The organism is Nostoc sp. (assembly GCF_036917555.1).
Taxonomy (GTDB): domain Bacteria; phylum Cyanobacteriota; class Cyanobacteriia; order Cyanobacteriales; family Nostocaceae; genus Nostoc.
Window position 1 is genome coordinate 499,932 of the sequence record NZ_JBALDD010000023.1, and the last position, 21,464, is coordinate 521,395.

The window sequence follows — 21,464 nt, forward strand, 5'->3', positions numbered from 1 at the left end:
ATTTACACACCACGACAGTGACGTAAACATAATTTACGTCACTGTGTAACATATTGTATTTTAGTGAGTTGAATTTTTTCAAAAAATTGTCATAGGCTCTCTTTGAGTCTCTTGATTTTGTTCTCCTGTAATTAATATTTGTTATTTCTAACTAATCTATTTTTATGAAATAACTACTTTCCTCCGATTTATATTGTCCATTTTTATTTTATATCAATAACCATGTTGATTTTTTAGAAGAGTATGCTCTTGAATTGGTAACTCGCTTTAACCTACTGGTGAATAAATCAGTTTACCAACGTTTCATCAATTCAAATTTTTTTTAAGCTAGTAACTGGTGCTTATCCTTACTGCAAGCTAGAAAAAATCAAGTGCTTGGGGATTGTATTGGATTCATCATTTACCGAAAGAATAGAATTTTTTGTTTAATTTATATTATAAAATATGGCTTTTAATATATTTTCTTTACTTAACATTTTAATCTTGAACTGTAGCGTTTCCTCATCAAGTTAAGTACATATAAAAACTTCAACCACAACCCCTCTTTGAACTTACAAAGAGGGAAGATAAAGTACAGCTTTACCGGGCTAAGGTAAAGCTGTACCTCACTAAATAATGATGATTTGTCAATATAAGTGTTTTTGAACTAACTATCTTTATCCGCTTTTAATCGGACACCAGTATAGATGGTGTATTTTTGGCTGCGATAATAATAACGAGCACAAATACTACTTGATTTTTTGTTTAATAAAAGTCACAACCTGAGTTAGCTGTTTCTTCAAACCATCAATTTCTGCTTGCATTTTGACAATTTTCTCATTCAATACATTAATTTCTGCCTCGGAGACTCCTCCAGTACTGGGGGTTGCGACGCTAGGGGTTGCGACACTAGGAATTGCAACGCTAGGGGCTACTACCGTACTATTGGCGACACCAGAGGTCGGTAATGTACTATTTTTTATAGAAACTGCTGCTCCTACTGAAACTAATTCTGGGCGTGGCTGTTTCGCCTTAGCCATAGCTAACTTAATCGCGCCAATTAGTTGTTTCTGATCAAAAGGCTTGCCCAGAAATTCAAAATATTCAAATGGTTCTGTGATTTTCTCAGTCACCTCTTCCTTGCGACCTGACATGATCACTAAAGGAATTTTCCTTAATTCTGGGTGGGCTTGAACTTGCTGAAAAACTTCCCAGCCACTCATTTTAGGCAACAGGAAATCCAGCATAATCAGGCTAAGTTTTTCCTGAAGGATGAAATTTAGTCCTTCCACACCGTCTTTTGCTTCCAGTACCTCAAAATTGCCCGGAGGCAACATTTCTCGTACTTTTACCCTGACAACTGTAGTGTCATCGATAACTAAAATCTTGTTGCTTGCCACGACTGTTTGCTCTAACAGAAACTATAAGTGTAAATAGCGGCTTTGCCGATTGTCCTTGAGAATCCTCCCACTATATACAAAATTTCTAGCAATTGGGGGATAGTATATTTCGGTATAAATGACATTGTTAGAGGTATTTTGCAAAACTTTTGCTTGCGCTCTTTTAAATTTGTGTCATTGTGATATTTAATCAACAGACCACTACATCTATATCCGCATCTTGCTTGGATGTCTATGATTTCGTCACAACAAGCCGAACTAAAGTCTGAAATTATGGCAATGCCTAGCTGGCTACGTCGCCCGATTGGCAAAGCCAGTGAAATCTCTACCGTACAACGCATTATTAAGCAGCGCCAAATTCACACAATTTGCGAAGAAGGACGCTGTCCCAACCGGGGAGAGTGCTATGCCCAAAAAACTGCAACTTTCTTACTAATGGGGCCTACTTGTACACGCTCTTGTGCTTTTTGTCAAGTAGATAAAGGTCATGCACCGATGCCTCTTGATTTAGATGAACCTCAAAAGGTTGCACAGGCAGTGCAGCTTTTGGGATTGCGTTATGTGGTGCTGACTTCTGTAGCCCGTGATGACTTGCCTGACCAGGGTGCAGGGCACTTTGTAGAGACGATCGCGACTATCCGCCAATTGAATCCAGAGACTCAAATAGAAGTGCTGACCCCAGATTTTTGGGGTGGTGCTGGTGTTGGGGAAGAAGGTCAACGCCAGCGGATAGCGATGATTGTCAAAGCTAAACCAGCTTGTTTTAATCACAATATCGAGACAGTGCAACGATTAACTGGCCCGGTGCGCCGGGGAGCCAAGTACGATCGCTCGCTCTTGGTGCTGGCTACGGTTAAAAAAATCGATTCGACAATTCCCACCAAATCAGGTTTGATGCTGGGACACGGAGAAACACTTGATGAAGTCATTGAAGCAATGGCTGATTTAAGGGCTGTGGGATGTGATCGCTTAACTATCGGGCAGTATATGCGTCCTTCTCTAGAACATCTGCCAGTCAAAAAATATTGGACTCCAGAGGAATTCGATCAGCTTGGCAGATTAGCATGGGAAATGGGATTCAACCATGTTCGTTCTGGGCCTCTGGTTCGCAGTTCCTATCATGCTGGGGAGGAGGGAGTAGGCAGTGGGGAGTAGGGAGTGGGGAGTGGAGAAATGAGGGAGACGAGGGGGACAAGGGAGAATATCTCCCCAATGCTCAATGCCCCATGCCCAATGCCCAATTCCCAACTTCACACAAATATTCTTAAAGAATTTGAGTATTTGGTACGCCAGTTTGGTATTTCTTAAAAAGTCATGACATAAGGAGAATCGCATTATGACTGCTAAAGCTAAGAATTCCCCAGTTGCCGACAGCGGGGCTAAACCTCCCTACGCCTTTCGCACAGGCTGGGCACTGTTCTTGTTAGCTATCAATTTCCTGGTAGCAGCCTACTATTTCCACATTATTGAATAATTAGAAGTGGAGTGGTGCTGCTCAAATCGTTCCTTTGAATAAACCTTTGGGACGAATGAGCAGCACCAAAATCATGATGAACAGTGCGACACCTTGTTTATACTGTGAACCCAGCCAAGGAGTGCTGATTTCCTGGACGATGCCAATGATAAAAGCTGCTGCGATCGCACCGTAGGGATTGCCAATCCCACCAAGAATTACCGAGGCAAATAATGGTAATATTAGGAACCATCCCATATTCGGGCGCACGGCTGTAATTAACCCATACATACTGCCGCCCAATGACGTAAGAGTGCCAGCTATTAGCCAAGTCCAGAATATTACTCGGTCAACATTGATACCTGAAACCCTGGCTAAATCCAGATCGTCGGCAACTGCTCGCATCGCCTTACCAATTTTGGTATTTTGCAGCAGGTAATGCAGCGCCAAAATTGCTAGCACCGCCAACCCTAATACCAATAATTGATTTTGCGGTATCTTTAAACCCAAAATATCTAAAGCTGGAGTAACAGGTAAATTATAATTTTGGTTCTTGCCACCCCAGATAAAAATGATCCCATTGCGAATAAATAAGGCAAGCCCGATAGAAATAATAATCAGCGTAGTGGAAGTAGCACGAATAGAGCGCATCTTTGACCACAGTAACTTTTCCGATAACAGCATTGCTGCTACTGTTCCCGCCGCCGCTAGGATCATCGACAGCCAAATATTGACTCCAATAGTGTTTATTAGCCAAGTTAGATAAGCCCCTAAAGTGAGAAAGTCACCATGAGCAAAGTTAGATAGCCGTAAAATTCCATAAGTAAGAGTCAGTCCGACTGCGGCTAGAGCAATAATGCTCCCCACCGCAATCCCATTAACGATTAGTTGGGCAAATTGTGTATCCATAAGTCTTAAGTTGCGTTTAAAAAATTTTAGGTTAGTAGTTTATACAATAATTTTTTTTGAATTAGCTGCTAAACTCGACATCATAAGTTATGGTTTATAACAACATAAGTTATCGTTTATAAATAAAAAAGAATTGTCCACTAATATACATAAAATCCTGTTGGGATTTTTATGCAAAGCTAAACTTGTTCAGCGGTCTAGTTGACTATGCAGCAGTACTCAAGCTTACCAGACCAGAACTCACTGATAGATGCAACGTCAAAACTTTTGACAACAATTGAGATTGAGGAACTTTGCGCCCAGTTGCGGCTGGAGAGCAGCTTAAATCTGTTACAAAGTCGCCTTGATGATTGCTTTCCTTGTGCTTGTAACACTGTCCCACAGACAGAAGCCGCACAAGCGGAATTTTTCCAAACCGTGGTTAACGAGATTAATATTGCTGTTGACAGCTGTAATCTGGCACTTACAGAATGTGCCGTAGGCATCGCTATGTGTCAACCACAAGAAACTGTTGCCACAGTTTGTTATATTTCTTGTTCTCCATCCCCAAATTCACAACCTTTATTTCTAGAAGTGCTGACAGCAGAAAAAAAGCTGCTGTTGAGATTGCAAGAGGTCATAAAACTTGAAGATTTGCAACAGCTTGAGAATCAACAACTACCAAGCGCTTGGCGGTTAGCTGATGATTCTGGCAGCATTATGGGCTGGCTAATTATCGCCACAGCGCCCCTAAGCTCTGATCGTGAGTCGCTCATAGAATCACAAGCTCAACTCAGATCGAAATTGATGGCAAGGTCTGCTAGGTACTGTACTAAAGCCTTATTACAACTTAGACATATCTTATCTTTCCAGCAACGGTGTCAACAGTTAAGTAACTCTAATCAAGAATTGGAGCGCACAAATCAACTGAAAAATCAGTTTCTGGCAAACACCAGCCACGAAATTCGCACACCGCTTAGTTCCATTATTGGGTTTACTTATCTGCTTTTAGCCCCAGGGTACGAACCAACTAAAGAACGCCAGCAAGAGTATTTAAATATTATTCAGTCTAGCGGTAAACACTTACAAGCTCTGATTAATGATATTTTGGATCTCTCTAAAATTGAAGCAAATCATCTAGAAGTTACCTGGGAAACATTAGATGTGCAATTCGTATGTGATAGTGTTTTCGCACTGGTAAAAGAGAAAGCTGCTGATAAGGATTTAAAACTGCGTCTAAAAATTAACCCCGATATCACAACCCTAGTAGCTGATGAATTGCGACTCAAGCAAATGCTGTGGAATTTACTCTGGAATGCCCTAAAGTTCACCAGGGAAGGAAGTGTTGGCTTAGAGGTTGTTCTGGAAGGTGTATTTGTACATTTTACAGTTTGGGATACTGGCACTGGCATTTCTCAAGAAGACAAAACTCAACTGTTTCAACCCTATTTTCAAATTGACAAGGCTGATAGTGTTGAAGGTACTGGTTTGGGTTTAGCACTGACTCAAAAACTCGCCAAAATTCACGGTGGTGATGTGAAAGTGGAATCTGAAGTGGATCGCGGCTCCCGTTTTACCCTGATACTTCCCCTTAACCAAGAGGCGGGAGTGGGGGGAGTAGAGGGAGCAGGGGGAGCAGAGGAAGCAGGGGAAGCAAGATTTTCCTCATCTCCTCTGCCGACTCCTAGTTCTTCTAGAGAAATTTTGCTGGTAGAAAATGATTTACCCAATGCTAATTTGATACAAATTTCTCTAAGTAGATTGGGATATCAGGTGACTTGGGTTGAGAATGCTGTCCAGATGTGGGAAGCTCTAAGACAGTTAGACCCAGCTGTGATTTTAATGGATGTTTGTCTGGCAAATGGAAATGGTCTGCACTTGGTGCAACAAATACGAGAACATCAGCAATATCGGACGATTCCGGTAATTGTTCAAACAGCAATGGCGATGAAAGGCGATCGCGAAACCTGTCTAGCTGGTGGAGTAAATGACTATATTTCTAAACCGATTGATTTACCGCTTTTAGCTAGTCTGGTGGCCAAGTACAGTCAACCACCAACCTTGGTTGATGGGGAGTGGGGAGTGAAGAGTGGGGAGTGAAGGAGACAAAAAGAAACCATGCCCAATGCCCCATGCCCAATGCCCAATGCCCCATAACTAATGACTACAATATAAATGATTGGGTGCTATAAGGTTTTGGCAGGATTGGGAAATGATGCTGACAGAAAAATTTGAGCAATTAAAAGCCTTATTTAGAGGAATGGAGCAGGCGTTGATTGCCTACTCTGGGGGCGTTGATAGCACTTTGGTTGCCAAAATTGCTTATGATGTGTTGGGCGATCGCGCTTTGGCTGTCACGGCTGTTTCTCCTTCGCTGTTACCAGAAGAATTGGAAGACGCGAAAATTCAAGCTGCAACTATTGGGATTCCTCACAAAATCGTCCAGACTCACGAGATGGAAAATCCCAATTACACCTCTAACCCTGTTAATCGCTGTTATTTTTGCAAAAGTGAGTTGCACGACACTCTCAAACCTTTAGCTTTAGAACTGGGTTATCCTTATGTAGTGGATGGGGTGAATGCTGATGATTTGCATGATTATCGCCCAGGAATTCAGGCAGCGAAAGAAAGAGGTGCGCGATCGCCTTTAGCAGAAGTAGGTGTCACCAAAGTTGAAGTTCGCCAACTTTCGCAACAACTCGGTTTACCTTGGTGGGATAAACCTGCTCAACCTTGTCTCAGTTCCCGGTTTCCTTACGGTGAAGAGATTACTGTCGCTAAGTTGCAACGAGTTGGTAGAGGAGAAATTTATCTGCGAAAACTAGGTTGGCAGAATTTACGTGTGCGATCGGAAGGGGATACAGCACGTATTGAATTACCACCAGAACAAATCAAAGAGTTTGTGTTGACTAACGATTTACAAACATTAGTTTCGGCATTTCAAGATTTTGGATTTATCTACGTAACCTTAGATTTAGAAGGTTATCGTAGCGGTAAGTTAAATCAGGTTTTAAATAGGGAAGTCTTGGGCGTTAAAGTATAGGATTTTAGTTCTATAAATATAGAGTTTATTTACCGTCTAGAGAAACTAGAAAGCAACCGTTAATCCTCCAGATATTATTGGGCTGTTTTTCCATAAAATATAAAGCCCTTAAGGGTACTCCATCAGGAGCAAGTAGCAGCATTGGTTGAGTTATATTTCCCTGGATGGTTGTTATTTTCTCAAAAAAGACAGAACGAGGACGGTATACTGCTGGGTAGCTTGTCTTTACCATCTGCATAAAATTTTCTGGGGTTCCGAATTGCGCCTGAATCACCGGACTAGCAAAGGCAAAAGCGCCTTGGGCATCATCTTTTTTAAAGGCTGCCAATTGGTATTCAATTACAGAACGTATGTTGATGGCATCGGTATCAGTAACTTCCATAAATTTAAAAATTGCGTAGGCGCAGCCCGTCGTAGACATCGCTCCAAGTGTCGGCAAAGCGATCGCTCAATTCTCACGCTGAGTAAGCTTGTATTCTATCTGCTGTAATGCTGTTCGCCACACATCATATCCCTCTTGAGACAGGTGCAACCCATCTGTGGTCAACTCTGGACGCAAATTGCCTTCTATATCCGTAAACCAGCTATAAATATTGAGATAATTAGCACCTTCTTGTTTGGCAATCACGGTTAGTTGGATGTTGATGTGACGAATGCGACTATTGGAAATTTTTGGTAGACGAGTAGGCAAAATTGATTGGACAATAATTTGAGCTTGGGGGTGAGCCTGCCGTAAACGACGGACAATCCGGCGATAATTACGCAAAATTGTTTCATCAGTAGCGCCTTTTCGTAAGTCGTTAATCCCAGCCATGATATAAATTACATCTGGTCGCGTCGCTGAAAATGCTCCCAATCTTTTTAAAACGCCACTAGATGTATCTCCAGATATGCCTTGATTTAGCCACAATTTACCAGCAGGCAGTTTTTCTCTCGGAAACCACATACTCAAAGAATCACCAACTAAAATACTTAGATGATTGGCACCTTGACCTTGAGCGATCGCTCTAGCTTCTAAAGCTAGTAAAGTTTTCCAGTCGTCGTAAGTTAGTTGACGTTTCTTGATCGACTCCCACAATGATTGCAAATTATCACTATCTACGCGTGTATAAATCTGACCTGTTTTCAGAGCCGCCAATCTTTGGTAGTAAAGTTGATTTCCAGATGTCAATAAGAGGCTAGTTGCTTGGGCGCTGGGGTTGAGTGATGACTCTGTTGATACTGGTAATGCCTGACTGCTGAATTCTGGTACGCTAGGGACGTTTTTCTCACTCACTATTGGCTGCGAACTTTTTAGGGGTTGGAACGCTTGGCCGCTGAGTTCTGGTAAGGAGAGATCAACGCTCTTGATAATTTTTGTACTGACTATTGTCTGCGAACCCTGTTTTAAATCCCACAGGAATCTAGAACTTTCTGGCAGTACAATTGACAGATGTGGAAGAGCCGATGCTGGTATTGCTAATCCTGTTAACAAGCCTGCTGCCAACAGATAAGGGTCCCTCATCGCTTTCTCTCTCCTCTACTCACTGCTTTCCCTTATGACAGCATTAGTTGCCTGTATTCAGGAAAATTTTACTTCGGTTAAGTTATTATTCTTATTTACGCTGTATAGTTCTGTAAAGCGTGTTTATGAGATTATATTTGACAATTTACGATCTCTTTAAAGTACGGGTTTCCCGGTGGTATACAAATCTTCTTTGTGTGAATAATTCTACTGAAAGCACTGTTTTCATCAGCCGACCACTTTTTCTAACTCAGTTATCACAAATATTACTAGTATTTGTAAACTCAGCGATTAGTGAGTGATTTTTGAGGATCTCAGGACAGAGTTTTTGCTTTTGATGTTGCTAATATGTGAAATAACCATCAGATTTTAGGTTTCTAGATTTCAGTCAATTGTTGCGATCATCTGAGAGTTTGCTAGGGCGAGAGGCTATATCTAACGACAAGCAGTTTCTCTACAAGACGCTACCCATAGTTTGCTTCTTTGCAGGAGTACACTTCTACATTTTTCACTTTGTCATGTTAAATTAAGCAGTGCAAATGCACGAGTTATTAAAGATGTGACTAGTTCAGATTAAAGATTCGAGAACTAGCACAAGTGAAAGTATGGTTACAAAAAGAAGTTTCTGGCCGTTCTGGGATAATTTCCAGCACAGTTATAAGTTATGTGCGTCGTTGCGAAATGACAACAGTTGACTTTTTTGCTATATACAAATTAGCTTATGCCTTTAATGTGATGATTGAGGACTTGATGGAAATTTTGGAGAAATAGGCAAAATTATAATTGTTGAGAATATTGATATCATACGATGATGTGTACTCAATGAGCAAGTATGACGTTTGCCATACTGAAAATTTGATAACTCACTATACGTAATTTAAAATTTATGTTTACTAATTGAAGTATGAGTTGAAACACATTTAAATTAAGTTTTAACTCTAGAGAATAACCTCATTGAAAGTGCTAAGATTTAGGCTGAATCATTAGTGTTTTCCTTTTCTTCTGTGGCAAGAGCTAGTACAGCAATTGGTGTCAGTCCCATTATTAAGGAGATTGTGCAAAAACAGGCACATTCCACACGTTTGACCCTGAAAGAAGTTATTCTCATGGGGATGTTAGCTATTGATAAACTAGATGATCGAGGTCGTCAAGAGCTAGCAGATCAAGTTCATCAAATGCAGGTGAATGGAGAAATTTAATTGAGTAGTTATGAGTTAAGAGTTATAAGTTATAAATTTTAACGTCTCACTCCTAACTCTTTACTTAATTTGGTTATTGGCTAAATCGATAACGACTTCCAATTACATAACTTTCATTAATTTCAAAAGATATCCATCGGCGTTGCAGAGTTTCAGCAACAAAGCCGGTTGTATTAGAACCTGCAAATGGATCTAATACCATATCACCTTCATCAGTTAAAAATTTGATGAAGAACTCGGCGAACCCTTGAGGAAAACGTGCTGGATGGGGTCTAATTTCTGCTGTTTTGCAGCGTCGTAAATAAGCACTATTCGATTCAGTATTAGCAATTTCTAGCAAATTCGGCGGAATTGCACCTTGGTTATCTTTTTGAAATTTATCAGAAATATCATGTCCACTAGGACGTATTTTTGCCTTATAACCATTTTTTAATAACTGTTTCATACTTTGGCTATAGGGCTTTAATACTTTTCTGTTATCTGCTTTAGGATGCGGTGTTTTAGACAACCACCAAACTGTATTTATAGAATCTTTTACACGAATCCGCCTGATTGTCACCCACTCAGCAGGGCTTGGCAGTCGAGCCGGATTATAGTGGTAAAATTCTTGAGCAAGAAAGAAACCTACTTCTTTACATAATCTTACTAAAAGTTCGTATTGGTAGATACTCCGCACGGGATTACCTGGTAGGTAAGCGCCACCTAAATCTAGTACGAATGAGCCATTATCTGCGAGAACTCTTTTAAATTCGGATGCAAAAGGCAGAAACCACTCAATATATTTTTCAGCAGTTTCGTTACCGTATTCTTTTTTTCGTGTCAGAGCGAATGGAGGTGAGGTAAGAATTAAATTAATACTATTATCATCAATGAATTTAGTAAGTTTAAGACTATCACCTAAATATGCTGCTCCGTTCGGCTGGGTATAATAGGGATTAAAAATTATTTCTTTTGGTGGCGTTATGGGTTCTTTTTGCAAGAGTGATAATATTATCTAGTTTTTTCTAGTTATAACTTGTTTTGGTATTGTCTAAGGATTTAATTTTAAAAGTTCCTTTTTTAACGCACAGGGATGCAGAGGTAAGCGCAAAGTAATGCAGAGGACTATATTAACTTTGTATTCCTGTACATGATAATATACTCCTGAAATATTTGGTGACAAGTCAGTACAGAGGTTTTAAAAACTTTGCGGTTTTCACTAGCTTGATAACAAACTTGAGATTATGTCAGTTTCAAAGCTTGAAGCATTACTGTATTCAACTGCTGAACTTGATTTGCTCCTAATTTACCTATCCTTCTGCTAATTAGTCTACGCTCTATGGTAGTTATTCAAGTCACCCTAACTTTAGAAGCAACCCGTAATCCAGTACTAGTAAAATCTGGATCTGAAGGTTCTAAAATGAACTCTTCTGGACTCAAACTACTTATATTTTGAGATGAAATAAAACATAAAGTTACATCATCGCCTATGGTGTCTATCCATAAAACTAAACCAGGGCGTAGCTTTGTTCCACTCAAGTCTGTAAATGGAAATGGAAATGGAACCAAGACGATATCACTTTTTTGGAGAGACATTAGATAGGTTCTCCGTCGTCAAGTGAGTATATGTCTGGTTCATTTTCAAGAAAGTTAAAGGCTCCTCCAGTCAGGGAAAGTAGCATTAGATCACAAGTTGAAGGCTCTGATGAATCGAAAAATAGTTTTTCTTCCAATAGCGATCGCTCCTCATCAGAGAGAGATAGGATAACTTGCAACAGTGATTCAACAAGTTTAATGTTCATTTCGTATTTCGGTTTGTTTTACATACATTTTTTCTATTAATTCCTTTTCGTTTTTTCCTTTTGGTATCTGTATGAGACACAACGAGATACCGAGTTCTTGTTCGTCTTCTTGATCAAGTGATTCAAATTGCGTGAATTCATCCTCCATTAAGAAGTAACGTGCTTCTTATTCATTAGAAAAGGTGTATTTAGAACCATCACAATCTAATATCTCAGCGGAGAAATCATCGTAAGTTCTCAACCTTGCCCAATTTAAGTTAGGAAAACTACATGACATCAGCCACCAATTTTCTTTGATAATAGATTTTTGTTGGAATTGCATTTTATTTCCATTTATTTTTATAGCACCTTCAACTTCTATTACTGTAATTTTAAACTTAACTAATTTCACAAAAAATCCCCCACCTCGCGGCAGGGGATTTTTATTAGTTATCTACAAAACTAGCAGCCGAATTAACCGAACTTACCAGCAGTAGAAGCAATCAAGAATGCAGCGTAAGTTACGATGTAGCCAACAGTGAAGTGAGCTAGACCAACTACACGAGCTTGAACGATGGACAGAGCCACAGGCTTATCTTTCCAGCGAACTAGGTTAGCTAGAGGAGTGCGTTCGTGTGCCCAAACAAGGGTTTCAATCAACTCTTGCCAGTAACCTCTCCAGGAGATTAAGAACATGAAGCCAGTAGCCCAAACTAGGTGTCCAAACAGGAACATCCAAGCCCAGACAGACAGGTTATTCACGCCGTAAGGGTTGTAACCGTTAATCAACTGAGCAGAGTTAGCCCAGAGGTAATCGCGGAACCAGCCCATGAGGTATGTAGAGTTCTCATTGAACTGAGCTACGTTGCCTTGCCAAATACCTAGATGCTTCCAATGCCAGTAGAAGGTAACCCAACCAAGGGTATTAAGCATCCAGAATGTAGCGAGGTAAAACGAATCCCATGCTGAGATATCGCAAGTACCGCCACGACCGGGGCCGTCGCAAGGGAAGGCATAGCCGAAGTCCTTTTTATCAGGCATCAGCTTAGAACCACGGGCATCCAAAGCACCTTTGACCAAGATCAAGGTGGTGGTGTGCAGACCTAAAGCGATCGCATGGTGTACCAAGAAGTCGCCAGGGCCAATTGTCAAGAACAGGGAGTTAGTACCAGCATTGATGGCATCTAACCAGCCTGGCAACCAAACGTTAGCGTAGTTGGGCCATGCTGTGTAAGCAATACTATCTGGGTTAGATAGTAAGGTGTCTAAACCGTACAGTACTTTGCCGTTAGCAGCTTGGACGAATTGAGCAAATACTGGCTCAATTAGGATTTGCTTTTCAGGAGTACCGAAAGCAACTACTACGTCGTTGTGTACATACAGACCGAGGGTGTGGAAGCCCAAGAAAAGGGATACCCAGCTGAGGTGGGAAATAATCGCTTCTTTGTGCTGAAGTACGCGCTCAAGAACGTTACCCTTGTTTTGCTCTGGGTCGTAATCACGTACCCAGAAGATTGCTCCGTGGGCAAAAGCACCAAGCATCAGGAATCCAGCAATATACTGGTGATGCGTATACAACGCTGCCTGGGTTGTGTAGTCCTTCGCAATAAATGCGTAGGAAGGCATGGAGTACATGTGCTGCGCTACCCAGGAAGTGACAACACCTAACGCTGCTAAGTGCCATCCCAATTGGAAGTGCAGGGAGTTGTTGTAGGTGTCGTAGATACCTTGGTGAGGTAGGTTGAACGGGCCTTCAACAGGAATACCAAAGAAGTTCTTGGCATTCAAGGCTTCTTTGAGACTGTGACCAATCCCAAAGTTTGTCCGGTACATGTGACCAGCAACAATGAATAAAACTGCGATCGCTAGGTGGTGATGAGCTATGTCAGTCAGCCACAAAGCTTCTGTCTGGGGATGGAAACCACCCAAGAAACTCAGAATTGCAGTTCCTGCACCTTGCGATGTCCCGAATATGTGTCCAGGAGTGTCAGGGTTTTGAGAGTAAACACCCCAGTTGCCTGTAAAGAATGGTGTCAAACCTGCTGGGTGGGGTGGGGTGGATAGGAAGTTATCCCAACCTACGTGCTGACCGCGAGCTTCGGGGACAGCAACGTGAATTAAGTGACCAGCCCACGCCAAAGAACTAACACCAAACAAACCTGCTAAGTGGTGGTTTAGACGATGTTCAGCGCTCTTAAACCATGCCAAGCTAGGACGGAACTTGGGTTGCAAGTGCAGCCAACCAGCGAACAGTAATACAGCAGCGAATAACAACAAGAACACTGAACCGTTGTACAGTTCACCATTCGTCCGCATTCCGATGGTATACCACCAATGGTAGAGACCAGAGTAGGTAATGTTTACCGGATTGCTAGCGCCAGCTTGGGTAAATGCTTCAATCGCTGGTTTACCGAAGTGGGGGTCCCAAATCGCGTGGGCGATGGGACGGATGTGAAGGGGATCTTTAATCCACTGTTCAAAGTTACCTTGCCAGGCTACGTGGAACAGGAGGCTGGATGCCCACAGGAAGATGATTGCCAAGTGACCGAAGTGAGTTGCGAAAATCTTTTGGTAAAGATTTTCTTCCGTCATGCCATCATGGGTTTCAAAATCGTTGCCTGTAGCGATCGCATACCATATCCGACGAGTCGTCGGATCCTGTGCGAGATCCTGGCTAAATTTCGGAAATTTTGTCGCCATAGGTTTAATAAATCCTCTGACCTTTAGCCATCAAGTATCAGCGTCTAGAGTCCTGAGTACCAAGTTTTGAGTATTTTCTCAGCATTCAGCACTCAGCACTCCACAACTGATTGCTACCCTACTGAAAGAATGTGTGCATGGAAGAATGCCCAAGTTGTGGCAATTCCTCCTAAGAGGTAGTGAGCTACCCCTACAGCTCGACCCTGAATAATGCTCAGAGCGCGAGGCTGAATTGCTGGTGCTACCTTCAGTTTGTTATGCGCCCAAACAATGGACTCAATCAGTTCTTGCCAGTAGCCGCGACCACTGAACAGGAACATCAAGCTGAATGCCCAGACAAAGTGAGCGCCTAAGAAGAGTAGACCATAGGCAGATAGCGCACTGCCATAGGAATTGATGACTTGTGTAGCTTGTGCCCACAAGAAGTCTCGCAACCAACCGTTGATGGTGATAGCGCTTTGGGCAAAGTTACCACCAGTGATGTTAGTCACATTCCCGGCTGCATCTACGGTTCCCCAAACATCTGATTGCATCTTCCAGCTGAAGTGGAAAATTACAATTGATATGGAGTTGTACATCCAGAAAAGTCCGAGGAATACGTGATCCCAACCAGAGACTTGACAGGTACCGCCACGACCAGGGCCGTCGCAAGGGAAGCGGAAGCCCAAGTTTGCCTTGTCTGGAATCAGACGAGAACTACGGGCGTACAGCACACCTTTAAGCAGAATTAGGACGGTGACGTGAATGGTGAAAGCGTGAATGTGGTGAATTAGGAAGTCCGCTGTGCCCAAAACAATGGGTGCAGCTGCCACTTTTCCGCCAACAGCCAAGACACCGCCGCCAAAGACATAGCTAACTGGTTCTAGGGCATTGGGTGCAGTTGTACCAGGAGCCAAGGCATGGATATTTTGTATCCACTGGGCGAATACTGGCTGCAATTGAATCCCTGTATCAGAGAACAAGTCTTGAGGACGACCCAATGCACGCATTGTGTCGTTGTGGATGTAAAGTCCAAAGCTATGGAAGCCGAGGAAAATAGACACCCAGTTCAGGTGAGAAATAATCGCGTCACGGTGACGAATCACCCGATCCAGCAAGTTGTTTTGATTCACAACTGGATCGTAATCCCGCACCATGAAGATAGCAGCGTGAGCCGCTCCACCAACAATCAAGAAGCCGCCGATCCAAATATGGTGAGTGAATATGCACAACTGCGTAGCGTAGTCAGTTGCCAAATATGGATAGGGGGGCATCGCGTACATGTGATGCGCGATGATGATGGTCAGCGAACCCAAGAAGGCCAAGTTAGTAGCCAACTGAGCGTGCCAGGATGTGGTCAGGTTTTCGTAGAGACCTTTGTGACCTTCACCAGTGAAAGGACCTTTGTGGTTTTCGAGGATCTCTTTAATGCTGTGACCAATACCCCAGTTAGTACGGTACTGATGACCAGCAACGATAAAGAGAACTGCGATCGCTAAGTGGTGATGAGAAATATCAGTCAACCACAAGCCGCCTGTTACCGGGTTTAGACCGCCCTTGAAGGTTAGGAAGTCAGCATACTGACCCCAGTTCAAGGTGAAGAAAGGTGCTAAACCAGCTGCAAAGCCAGGGTACAGTTCAGTCAACAAGTCTTTGTTCAAGATGAACTCGTGGGGCAGGGGTATGTCTTTGAGAGCAACGCCTGCATCCAAAAGCTTGTTGGTCGGTGCGGACACATGGATTAAGTGACCTGCCCATCCCAAGGAACCACAACCTAGCAGTACTTGCAAGTGGTGATTCAGCATCGATTCCACATTCTGGAACCATTCCAGTTTGGGAGCGCGTTTGTGGTAGTGGAACCAACCGGCAAATAGGAACAAGCCTGCTAATACCAATCCACCGATCGCAGTTACGTAAAGCTGGAAGGAGTTTGTAATCCCCCAGCCACGCCATACTTGGAACAAACCGGAGGTGATTTGAATACCGTGGAAACCACCGCCAACATCACCGTTTAAAATGTCTTGTCCCACAATGGGCCAAACAACTTGAGCACTAGGCTTAACGTTTAACGGGTCGCTTAGCCAAGCTTCATAGTTAGAAAACTTCGCGCCGTGGAAAATCATCCCGCTCAACCAGATGGTAACAACGGCTAAGTGGCCGAAGTGGGCTGAGAATATCTTACGCGAGATGTCTTCTAAATCGCTTGTATGTGTATCAAAATCATGGGCGAGTGCGTGCAGGTTCCAAATCCATGTGGTGGTTTTGGGACCTCTGGCTAAGGATCTGTCAAAGTGTCCAGGTTGCGCCCATCTCTCGAATGAGGTTGGAACTGGATCGTTATCGACGATTACTCTTGCCTTCTTTTCCTCTCGCTCCGGAGGACTTATTGTCATTCGACCTCCTCTCTTGATAAGGAATGAGGAATCATGTATACCACAAAGTGAACCATTACCGTATACTCCAGAATTTTACTGAAGCCGCGATCAAGACCCGATGTGGAGAGTTGTTTCTCGTTGAATTATAGAGTCTTCACTTGTACATTGTTAGAGATATTTTAACAATAATTCAAACTTGCTCAAATATTGCTGGAATTCATGCCTTAACTGGCTTTTAACTTCAAACTTTTTGTCCAAAAGTCAATAGTTTATCTATTTAATTTACAAACAATAACAATTCGTAAAATTTATGGTTTGGCTGTATGTAGCCAATGTCCCAACTTTTACTGCTATTACTCATGAACATTTATGTCATATTTCAATTTTTGCAAGTAAAACGCTGTAAAGAATATGACTTATTTTAAAATTTTATGAGATACAAAGGAAAACTTATGGGATGTGAGGTAGATTTCACCTTTTGGGCTATAGTTCCAGATGGACAGTTTGAGCCAAAATAATCTGTCAATTGTCGAAGACTATCACTGGGTGTAACGCATGAACTCGTGGCAGAAAAGGGTGTTAGAGAAGCTCCTCCCTCAGAGGTTCCCGATTCTCAGGTGGGTAATGACATTGGTGCTGGTATTACACTTGACCAGTTGCGGCGAGAAAGCCGACAGCCAGGAAGTATCTACTGGCTATAAAGAAAACTCCCCACAGATTTCTCAAATTTCAAAGCAATTTTCGGAAGTTTCCCCTCCATCTGTTATTCAAGAACTGCGGACAATTTTGGAAGTTTATCAGCCACAAGTGACAATTGTTACTCCAAAAATTGATGAAGTTCTTCAAGACAACAAAGTCACAGCCAGTTTTCAGGTTAAGGATCTACCAATATTTAAAGACCCACAATTACAACTGGGCCCACATCTACACGTAATTCTGGATAATCAACCTTATATACCTGTTTACGACCTGAATCAGCCCTTGGTTTTGCCAGACTTGTCTCCAGGTAGTCATACCCTGCGTGTTTTTGCTTCTCGTCCTTGGCATGAAAGCTTTAAGAATGAAGGCGCTTATGCCCAAACAACATTTCACGTCTTCACCAAAACCGACGACAACACCCCAGATCCTAAATTACCCCTGCTAACTTACAGCCGCCCTCAAAGCAGCTACGGGGCAGAACCAATTTTACTGGACTTCTATCTAACTAATGCTCCTCTCCACCTCATCGGCAAGGAAAACGCCAGTGACGAGTTCAGTGATTGGCGCATCCGCTCCACTATTAATGGTGAAAGCTTTATTTTTGATCGCTGGCAGGCAGTTTACCTTAAAGGCTTCCGTCCAGGGAAAAACTGGGTAAAGCTAGAATTTCTCGATAATCAGGGAAATCCTGTCAAAAATGCTTTTAATACTACAGTTAGATTGATTGACTACCAGCCAAAAGGTAAAGACACTCTGTCGAGAATTGTCAGAGGAGAACTCACAGCAGCTGAGGTGCGCCCGATTGTAGACCCGAATTATAAACTTGCACCTAAACCCACACCCACACCTTCTGTTGAAAAAACACCCCAAATACAGCCTATTCCTGAAACTGAAATTCCAGAACAATCCAAAACACAGCCAGAAAAACCAAAATTAGAAGTTCCAACAGCTGCACCATCTCCCAGCTTGTCCCCAACGCCACCAGAAATTATTGAGTCTCCAGCATCAGAATTACAGCCAGAGGTAACACCAACACCTGAATCAACGCCGTTACCCGAAAAAGTAACGCCTCAGCCAACAAAACCAAGATTTGGTGGATTTTTTAACCGTGGGGCTGGTAAAGTTCCCACCCCAGAAGCACCAGTTGCACCATCTCCTAGTTTGCCACCCACACTGCCAGAGATTATCGAGTCTCCCACACCAGAAATTATTACGCCAACACCAGAACCACAGCCAACGGTAATGCCAACTCCTGAATCAACGCCGTTACCCGAAAAAGTAACGCCTCAGCCAAAAAAATCTTCTAGATTTGGTGGGTTTTTTAATCGTCGAACGGCTAAGACACCTACTCCCCAAGTAACAGTTGCCCCATCTCCTAGTTTGCCACCAACGCTGCCAGAGATTATTGAGTCTCCGACACCAGAAATTATTACGCCAACACTAGAACCACAGCCAGAGGTAACGCCAACACCTCCTTCTGCTGAATTACCCGAAAAACAAGTGCTACAGCCATAAAAAACAGGATTTAGTTATACCTTGAAGGCTGGTAGAGGCAGCAGAGAAGTGAAATAAATCACTTTTCTTCTGCGTCATCGGACTCAGCAATATGCGGTAAAAAGTTTCAAAATTTTTGCTTTTGCTGAATAACTAGGGAATTCTAAGTAAGGATTGACTCTTATTGCTTACTTAGGATTAATATGGCTTTCCAGACTCCAGATTCAGATTTTCCATCAGTTTCCAGTGATATCGCCGTCGTCCAATCGAGCCAAAAAGGGTGGTTCTCAAAAATTACCAACGGTTTGAGTATTGGCAACAAAATTAAATTTGGCTATAGTCTTGCCCTTGGTGTGGGAATTGTCGGAACCACAATTGGGTTGGTCTTAGGAGACCACTATCAGCAACAAGCGCTGCAGCAACAACAAAATGTCTTTAAGGAACTCAATTTGCTCTATCGCCTCCAGACAAGTATCCTGCAAACCCGGACGCACCAGCAGCAACTCATTCCCTTAGTGGCAAATCTAAAGCTGTACAAAGAGGAATATGCCCACATTACTAATACACATGCACCTGAAATTAAGCAGGTTTGGTTGGAACTCCAAACATATATAAAAACTGTCGATTATACGAGCCAAAAACACACTGAGAATATTCCCCTGCTTCTAAAAACTTATGAAGGTGTAACACAAACTTATATCCAGCAACTTGAAGAACTATCTCAACAACTTGATTTATCTGCTCTAACTGAGATTAAAATTGCGATCGCTCAACGACGACTGTTGAAGTTTACCAATAGTGAGTTAGCACTTAAGTTTGACAGGATCTCTGATGAACTGGTTACTATCATTAATACCTCTTATGAGGAATTACAAGCAGCAACGACGACGTTCAAGACAGCAGCACAAATACGGATTCAAATTATTGTTGCTAGTATTTTGTTGTCAGTAGTAATTGCTACTTTTTTAGCTTTTTTGACGAGTCGAACCATTACCCATCCAGTCGAAGTGCTGACGAATGTAGCGCAGCGAATCACCAAAGAATCTAATTTTGACCTGCAAGCACCCGTTATAACCACAGATGAAATTGGCATACTTGCTACTGCATTTAACCAAGTTTTGCACAGGGTTAAATGCTTACTGAAAGAACAGCAAGCAGCTGCCTTTCGTCAGCAGCAAATGCAAGAAGTGCAATTGCTTCAAAGTGAAAAAATGTCTAGTTTAGGACGAATGGTAGCTGGCATTGCCCACGAAATTAATAATCCGGTAAATTTTATCTACGGCAATTTAGATCCTGCTATTCAGCACGTAGACGATTTATTAGCATTGTTACAAACCTATCGTCAAGAAATACCTAATCCACCTCTGGCGGTACAAGACCACGCCACCGAAATTGATGCAGAATTTGTGGAAGAAGATTTACCTAAAGTTTTGCAGTCTATGAAGTTCGGCGCCGATCGCGTGCGCCAAATTGTTTTAAGTTTGAAAAACTTCTCTCGTCTAGATGAAGCAGAAACCCATGCAGTCGATTTGCATGAATGTATTGAGAGTACGCTACTCATTCTCAATAACCGGATCAAAAAAGGCATCACGATTGAGCGCTGCTACGGTGATATTCCCACCATTGAAGGTTTTTCTAGCTCGCTTTACCAAGTGTTCATGAACATTATCAACAATGCACTTGATGCTTTGGAGGAACAGCACAATACTCAAGACTACCCACGAATTACGATCGCTACCGAACTTCAAGACAAAAACTGGGTAGTTGTCCGTATTGCTGATAACGGTTCTGGTATTGCCTCTGATACTCAAGAGAAAATTTTTGAGATGTTCTTTACTACCAAACCAACAGGCGTTGGCACTGGTATGGGACTTTCGATTAGTCATCAGATTGTTGTCAAAAAACATGGAGGACGACTAATTTGTAAATCTGAGGTGGGTGGTGGTACAGAATTTATGATTTCTCTCCCCATTCAAAAGCAGGATTTAGCCAAAAATACTCAACTGTAACTCTTGTGCTAGAGCCTCAACAAAAATAAGTCCCGCTACCGGATTTCCTACCCTATCTAAAGCTGGACTATAACAAGCGATCGCTCCCTCACCTGGTACTATTGCTACAAGCCCACCACCAATCCCTGATTTCATTGGTAAACCAATCCTGACTGCAAACTCTGCAGAAGCTTCGTACAGTCCACAAGTTGACATTACAGCATTTACAATGCGACGGTTTTGTAGGGATAAACAGCTATTTTCACAAGCTAGCAGTTTCCCCAACAAAGCTAAATCTTCAACTCGCCCAGAAATACAGCATATTTGCTCATAAGTGTCAAGTGCTGTTTCAATATTTTTTAGATGATCGGCTTCGGTGAGATAATTAGCGATCGCTTCATTAGCTGTTGAACGGGTTAATCGCACTGAAGCCAGCATCTCCTTATCTAAGCTTAGTTGGCAACCTGCTAATTGGTTAAGCCATTGACAAAATAAAAGAGTGCGTTGATTAGCGTCCTTTCCTGGTAATTTATCAGATAGGGTAATTGCCCCACTATTAATCATGGGGTTACGAGGATGCCCGCGATCGCTAATTAATTGTTCTAAAGAATTGAAGGGTGCATCTGATGGTTCAACCCCAACCCACCCAAAAACCGTTTCTGCTCCTAGATATTCTAGCAGATAAAGTAGAGAGAACGTCTTAATAACGCTCATTAGCGGGAAGACACAAGCGGTATCCCCAAAGCTGATATTTTTCCCCGATTCACAGCAGATGTGAACTGCAAACCAACCAGGATCAGCCAAAGCTAATTGCGGAATGCGATCAATAACTTTTCCGTGTTCAGCTTTAGTTTTCGCTTGTTGTACCCAAGCTGACAAATTCGTAGTAGTTAGTTTGTCAAGTCCTTTCAAAATGTAAATTTTCTAAAAGTTCATTTATTTAGATACTAACTAACAGTATATTTTTAAGCTTACCAGGGCTTTTTAATACCGTAGAAACACG

The 21,464-nt window shown here is 42.3% G+C and carries 20 protein-coding genes; 9 read left to right on the forward strand and 11 right to left on the reverse strand.

The window, feature by feature from the left end; genetic code table 11:
* Positions 1–728: 728 nt before the first annotated feature.
* Positions 729–1,379: a response regulator gene (locus tag V7K60_RS10935; RefSeq protein ID WP_334816988.1), complete on the reverse strand. Its 651-nt coding sequence runs from the start codon at positions 1,377–1,379 to the stop codon at positions 729–731.
* A gap of 234 nt (positions 1,380–1,613) precedes the next feature.
* Here V7K60_RS10935 and lipA point away from each other — a divergent pair, with 234 nt between their 5' ends.
* Positions 1,614–2,534 (forward strand): lipoyl synthase, encoded by a 921-nt coding sequence (gene lipA / locus V7K60_RS10940; RefSeq protein WP_334925536.1) that lies wholly within the window; start codon positions 1,614–1,616, stop codon positions 2,532–2,534.
* A 181-nt stretch (positions 2,535–2,715) separates the two neighbouring features.
* Positions 2,716–2,853, forward strand: coding sequence for a photosystem I protein PsaX (locus V7K60_RS10945; RefSeq protein ID WP_292859685.1), 138 nt, complete (start codon positions 2,716–2,718; stop codon positions 2,851–2,853).
* Positions 2,854–2,874: 21 nt separating this feature from the next.
* On the opposite strand, the gene V7K60_RS10950 is transcribed toward V7K60_RS10945, so the two are convergent.
* Positions 2,875–3,741 carry a branched-chain amino acid ABC transporter permease gene (locus tag V7K60_RS10950; protein WP_334925363.1) on the reverse strand — a complete coding sequence of 289 codons (867 nt, stop codon included), beginning with the start codon at positions 3,739–3,741 and terminating at the stop codon, positions 2,875–2,877.
* Between the two features lie 207 nt (positions 3,742–3,948).
* Here V7K60_RS10950 and hrmK point away from each other — a divergent pair, with 207 nt between their 5' ends.
* Positions 3,949–5,820 carry a hybrid histidine kinase/response regulator HrmK gene (gene hrmK, locus V7K60_RS10955; RefSeq protein WP_334925365.1) on the forward strand — a complete coding sequence of 624 codons (1,872 nt, stop codon included), beginning with the start codon at positions 3,949–3,951 and terminating at the stop codon, positions 5,818–5,820.
* A gap of 112 nt (positions 5,821–5,932) precedes the next feature.
* Positions 5,933–6,763, forward strand: coding sequence for an ATP-dependent sacrificial sulfur transferase LarE (gene larE, locus V7K60_RS10960; RefSeq protein ID WP_334925367.1), 831 nt, complete (start codon positions 5,933–5,935; stop codon positions 6,761–6,763).
* 25 nt (positions 6,764–6,788) lie between these two features.
* On the opposite strand, the gene V7K60_RS10965 is transcribed toward larE, so the two are convergent.
* Both V7K60_RS10965 and V7K60_RS10970 read right to left on the reverse strand, forming a co-directional pair.
* Positions 6,789–7,145 carry a DUF4864 domain-containing protein gene (locus V7K60_RS10965; protein WP_334925538.1) on the reverse strand — a complete coding sequence of 119 codons (357 nt, stop codon included), beginning with the start codon at positions 7,143–7,145 and terminating at the stop codon, positions 6,789–6,791.
* A 66-nt stretch (positions 7,146–7,211) separates the two neighbouring features.
* Positions 7,212–8,267 carry an SGNH/GDSL hydrolase family protein gene (locus V7K60_RS10970; RefSeq protein ID WP_334925369.1) on the reverse strand — a complete coding sequence of 352 codons (1,056 nt, stop codon included), beginning with the start codon at positions 8,265–8,267 and terminating at the stop codon, positions 7,212–7,214.
* 597 nt (positions 8,268–8,864) lie between these two features.
* On the opposite strand from V7K60_RS10970, the gene V7K60_RS10975 reads away from it, so the two are divergent.
* Both V7K60_RS10975 and V7K60_RS10980 read left to right on the forward strand, forming a co-directional pair.
* A complete protein-coding gene (locus V7K60_RS10975) occupies positions 8,865–9,038 on the forward strand; it encodes a helix-turn-helix domain-containing protein (RefSeq protein WP_442944369.1) in 174 nt (57 codons plus the stop codon).
* Between the two features lie 215 nt (positions 9,039–9,253).
* Positions 9,254–9,466 carry a hypothetical protein gene (locus tag V7K60_RS10980; protein WP_099099566.1) on the forward strand — a complete coding sequence of 71 codons (213 nt, stop codon included), beginning with the start codon at positions 9,254–9,256 and terminating at the stop codon, positions 9,464–9,466.
* A 73-nt stretch (positions 9,467–9,539) separates the two neighbouring features.
* On the opposite strand, the gene V7K60_RS10985 is transcribed toward V7K60_RS10980, so the two are convergent.
* The 6 genes from V7K60_RS10985 to psaA all read right to left on the reverse strand — a co-directional run bounded on the left by V7K60_RS10985 (position 9,540) and on the right by psaA (position 16,298).
* On the reverse strand, positions 9,540–10,445 hold the full coding sequence (locus V7K60_RS10985) for a DNA-methyltransferase (protein ID WP_334925371.1): 906 nt from the start codon (positions 10,443–10,445) through the stop codon (positions 9,540–9,542).
* Between the two features lie 350 nt (positions 10,446–10,795).
* Complete coding sequence (locus V7K60_RS10990; protein WP_334925373.1) at positions 10,796–11,041, reverse strand: hypothetical protein; 246 nt, start codon at positions 11,039–11,041, stop codon at positions 10,796–10,798.
* Positions 11,041–11,247 (reverse strand): hypothetical protein, encoded by a 207-nt coding sequence (locus V7K60_RS10995; RefSeq protein WP_334925374.1) that lies wholly within the window; start codon positions 11,245–11,247, stop codon positions 11,041–11,043. Before V7K60_RS10995 ends, V7K60_RS10990 begins: the two co-directional genes overlap by 1 nt.
* 166 nt (positions 11,248–11,413) lie before the next feature.
* Positions 11,414–11,638 carry a hypothetical protein gene (locus tag V7K60_RS11000; RefSeq protein ID WP_334925375.1) on the reverse strand — a complete coding sequence of 75 codons (225 nt, stop codon included), beginning with the start codon at positions 11,636–11,638 and terminating at the stop codon, positions 11,414–11,416.
* 62 nt (positions 11,639–11,700) lie between these two features.
* Positions 11,701–13,926: a photosystem I core protein PsaB gene (psaB, locus tag V7K60_RS11005; RefSeq protein WP_334925376.1), complete on the reverse strand. Its 2,226-nt coding sequence runs from the start codon at positions 13,924–13,926 to the stop codon at positions 11,701–11,703.
* 113 nt (positions 13,927–14,039) lie between these two features.
* A complete protein-coding gene (gene psaA, locus V7K60_RS11010; protein ID WP_334925377.1) occupies positions 14,040–16,298 on the reverse strand; it encodes a photosystem I core protein PsaA in 2,259 nt (752 codons plus the stop codon).
* Positions 16,299–16,843: 545 nt separating this feature from the next.
* Between psaA and V7K60_RS11015 the strand changes: the two genes are divergently transcribed.
* The 3 genes from V7K60_RS11015 to V7K60_RS11025 all read left to right on the forward strand — a co-directional run bounded on the left by V7K60_RS11015 (position 16,844) and on the right by V7K60_RS11025 (position 20,482).
* Positions 16,844–16,981: a hypothetical protein gene (locus V7K60_RS11015; protein ID WP_334925379.1), complete on the forward strand. Its 138-nt coding sequence runs from the start codon at positions 16,844–16,846 to the stop codon at positions 16,979–16,981.
* On the forward strand, positions 16,929–18,494 hold the full coding sequence (locus tag V7K60_RS11020) for a hypothetical protein (protein ID WP_334925380.1): 1,566 nt from the start codon (positions 16,929–16,931) through the stop codon (positions 18,492–18,494). The genes V7K60_RS11015 and V7K60_RS11020 overlap by 53 nt, the downstream gene beginning before the upstream one ends.
* 182 nt (positions 18,495–18,676) lie before the next feature.
* Positions 18,677–20,482 carry an ATP-binding protein gene (locus V7K60_RS11025; RefSeq protein WP_334925382.1) on the forward strand — a complete coding sequence of 602 codons (1,806 nt, stop codon included), beginning with the start codon at positions 18,677–18,679 and terminating at the stop codon, positions 20,480–20,482.
* Here V7K60_RS11025 and glsA read toward each other — a convergent pair.
* The gene (gene glsA / locus V7K60_RS11030) at positions 20,459–21,373 is read right to left on the reverse strand and encodes a glutaminase A (RefSeq protein ID WP_334925384.1); all 915 of its coding nucleotides are present in this window, start codon (positions 21,371–21,373) and stop codon (positions 20,459–20,461) included. The genes V7K60_RS11025 and glsA overlap by 24 nt on opposite strands.
* Between the last annotated feature and the right edge of the window lie 91 nt (positions 21,374–21,464).